General features: G+C 65.9%; 4 protein-coding genes. 2 read left to right on the forward strand and 2 right to left on the reverse strand.

Features of this window, described 5'->3' with window-relative positions:
* The coding region (locus tag EN749_RS33550) for a fumarylacetoacetate hydrolase family protein (RefSeq protein ID WP_145991120.1) at positions 1 to 209 on the forward strand (209 nt) is incomplete at its 5' end.
* A complete protein-coding gene (gene hpaH / locus EN749_RS33555; RefSeq protein WP_127808412.1) occupies positions 206 to 1,012 on the forward strand; it encodes a 2-oxo-hept-4-ene-1,7-dioate hydratase in 807 nt (268 codons plus the stop codon). The genes EN749_RS33550 and hpaH, both read left to right, overlap by 4 nt.
* A 27-nt stretch (positions 1,013 to 1,039) precedes the next feature.
* Here hpaH and EN749_RS33560 read toward each other — a convergent pair whose 3' ends face one another.
* Together EN749_RS33560 and EN749_RS33565 are read right to left on the reverse strand one after the other, a co-directional pair.
* On the reverse strand, positions 1,040 to 2,062 hold the full coding sequence (locus EN749_RS33560; protein WP_128364777.1) for a phosphotransferase: 1,023 nt from the start codon (positions 2,060 to 2,062) through the stop codon (positions 1,040 to 1,042).
* The coding region (locus tag EN749_RS33565; protein WP_128364778.1) for an aminotransferase class III-fold pyridoxal phosphate-dependent enzyme at positions 2,059 to 3,001 on the reverse strand (943 nt) is incomplete at its 5' end. The genes EN749_RS33565 and EN749_RS33560, both read right to left, overlap by 4 nt.

Genomic DNA, 3,001 nt, shown 5'->3' on the forward strand with positions numbered 1-3,001 from the left:
GGATGATTTTTTCCTTCCGCAAGATCATCAACTACATCTCGACCTTCACCACGCTGGTGCCGGGCGATATCATCGTCACCGGCACGCCGGCCGGCGCCGGCGCCCGCTTCGAGCCGCCGATCTGGCTGAAGCCCGGCGCCGTGATCGAGGTGGAGGCCGAAGGCATCGGCGTGCTCAGAAACGGTGTCGTCGACGAGGCAGCGCAATGACCCCGGAACAGGTGGAGGACGCCGCGGCACGGCTGTTCGAGGCCGAGCGGTCGCGCCGCCAGATCCGTCTGCTCAGCCTCGATTTTCCCGATGCGACGATGGAGGACGCCTATCGCGTGCAAGCGGCGCTGGTGGCGCGCAAGATCGATGCCGGGCTGAAGCCGAAGGGCTGGAAGATCGGGCTGACATCGAAGGCAATGCAGTACGCGCTTGCCATCGACACGCCGGATTCGGGCGTGCTGTTCGACGACATGTTCTTCCATGACGGCGCGACGGTGCCGGCCGGCCGCTTCATCCAGCCGCGCGTCGAGGCCGAGATCGCCTTCGTCATGAAGGCGCCGCTGAAAGGCCCCGGCGTGACCATCTCCGACGTGCTCCACGCCACCGACTACATCACACCGGCGCTGGAAATCCTCGATACGCGCATCGAGCGCGTCAATGCCGAGACGAAGAAGGTGCGCACCTTCTTCGACACGATTTCCGACAATGCCGCCAATGCCGGCATTGTCACCGGCGGCCGGCGGCAACGTCCTGATGAGGCCGACATGCGCTGGATCGGTGCCATCGTCTCGCGCAACGCCGAGGTCGAGGAAACCGGGCTCGGCGCCGGCGTGCTCAACCACCCGGCCATGGGCATCGCCTGGCTGGCGGACAGGCTCGCCCGCTACGGCATGTCGATCGCGGCTGGCGAGGTGGTGCTCTCGGGATCGTTCGTGCGCCCGGTCGAGGCGCGGCCCGGCGACACGATCGTCGCCGATTTCGGCAGTTCGGGCACGGTCAGCATCCATTTCGCGAAGGGCTGACGACCCGCCAGTTCTTATCGATCGGCCCTATTCGCCACGCAGATAGGCAATCACCACATCGGCTGCGATGGCCGACATACGCTGGCCGACATCCCTGGTGATGTCGCCTTCGACGCGGCTCTGCACCCAACCGAGGAAAGCAAAGGCGCGCAAGGCCGAAAACAGTGGTAGCGCGGCGATGTCGCGCGCGGTCAGTGCCCGCTCCTGCCGATAGCCGTCGAGCAAAGCGGCCTCGATCAGCGGATAGATCGCCTCATCGCGGTTCTGGTAGAGCGCGACGGCAAGGTCGTACATGTGCCAGCCATGGCCGCAATCGTCGAAGTCGATGATGCGGATCGCGCCGTCATGGACGAGCACATTCTCGCGCACCAGATCGGCGTGGATGATGCCGAAATTGCGGGCGCTGCGTTCATGCTCCGACAGCACCTTCACGGCCTTTTCCCGCGCCTGGAAAACCAGCTCGCGATGAGGGCCGTCGAGGAAGGGCGAGGTCTCGAAGCGGCCCCAATTCGGGTTCGCGCCGAAGAAGCCATCGAAATCCCAGGCATGGCGGGCAAAGCCGGCGGGCGGCGTCCAGGCAGACGTGACATTGTGCATGTGGGCGATGGTTCGGCCCATCGCGGTAAAGACCTGTCTAGCCTGCTCGGGCGTAAAATCCAGCGGCACGCCTCGCGCGCCGACGGCGCGGCCTTCCAGCCAGCTCAGGCAATCGACTTGCCGGGGTTGCATTGAGGCGTTCGCGCTGGCAAGCACGAACAGATCGCCGGCCGGCGTGGCGACCGCAGATGGCGTGGCGATGCCGGCCGATTGCAGAAAGCCCATCCATTGCAGTTCCGAGCGCAGGGCGGCATCCGTGTGATAGCCAAGCCGATGAATGCGCATGGCGGCCGGCTGGCCATCGGGCAAGCGGATCCGGAAAACCGCGTTCTCGCGGAATTTCAGCAGTTCCGGCTCACCCTCACGAATGCCCCAATGTTCGAGCGCGCGCTTGGCAAGCTCGGTGACATCGGCTGCCGTCTCGGGCTCGGATTGCGTGGAAACAGCGTTCACGCCTTCACTCCGCCGACTTCACCCAGCACCTCGTCGAGGACGCCGATCAGGACGTCGGCATTGTCGCGCGAGAACGGCATGGGCGGGCGGATCTTCAGCACATTGCCGTGGATGCCGGTCTTGCCCATGAGCACACCGCAGTGGCGCATGCGGTTGGCGACCTGCTCGGCAATGTCGGGCGCCGGCTCGCGCGTCTCGCGGTCGTGAACCAATTCGGCGCCGAAGAACAGGCCGGCGCCCCTGACCTCGCCGATGCATTCATGGCGCTCGGCCAGCGGGCGCAGCAGACCGAGCGCATAGGCGCCGACATCGCGTGCGTTGGCGACGAGATCTTCCTGCTCGATGACGTCGAGAACGGCATTCGCCACCGCGCAGGAAACCGGGTTGCCGCCGAAGGTGTTGAAGTAGCGGAAAGCGTTGCGGAAGGTCGCCAGGATCTCCCTCGAGGTGACCACGGCGGCGACCGGATGGCCGTTGCCCATCGGCTTGCCCATGGTGAGGATGTCGGGAACGAAGCCAGCGCGCTGGTGGCCCCAGAAATGACTGCCGGTGCGGCCGAAACCGGGCTGCACCTCATCGGCGATGACCAGTCCGCCGGCGTCACGCACCGCGCGCATCGCGTCGTCGAAAAATCCGGATGGGAGCGTCGGAAAGCCTTCATTGGCGAGCAGCGGACAGAGGATCATGCCGGACAGGCCGATGCCGTCCTTTGCCAGCGAGGCGATGGCTTCGCGCACCGCGTCGCCAAAAGCTTTGCCGTTGGCCATCGCATCCGGCTGGCGATAGCTGTCAGGTGCCGGCACCAGCCTGACGTGGCGGGCACGGCCGCCGACCGGCGGCATGCGGGTGCTGAGCTGCGAAACCGCCGTGGTGTTGCCATGATAGGTGGCGTCGGTGGCGATGATGCCCATGCGGCCGGTTGCGGCCTGCGCCATGCGC

The organism is Mesorhizobium sp. M7A.F.Ca.ET.027.02.1.1, assembly GCF_004022985.1.
In the GTDB taxonomy this organism is placed as follows: Bacteria; Pseudomonadota; Alphaproteobacteria; order Rhizobiales; family Rhizobiaceae; genus Mesorhizobium.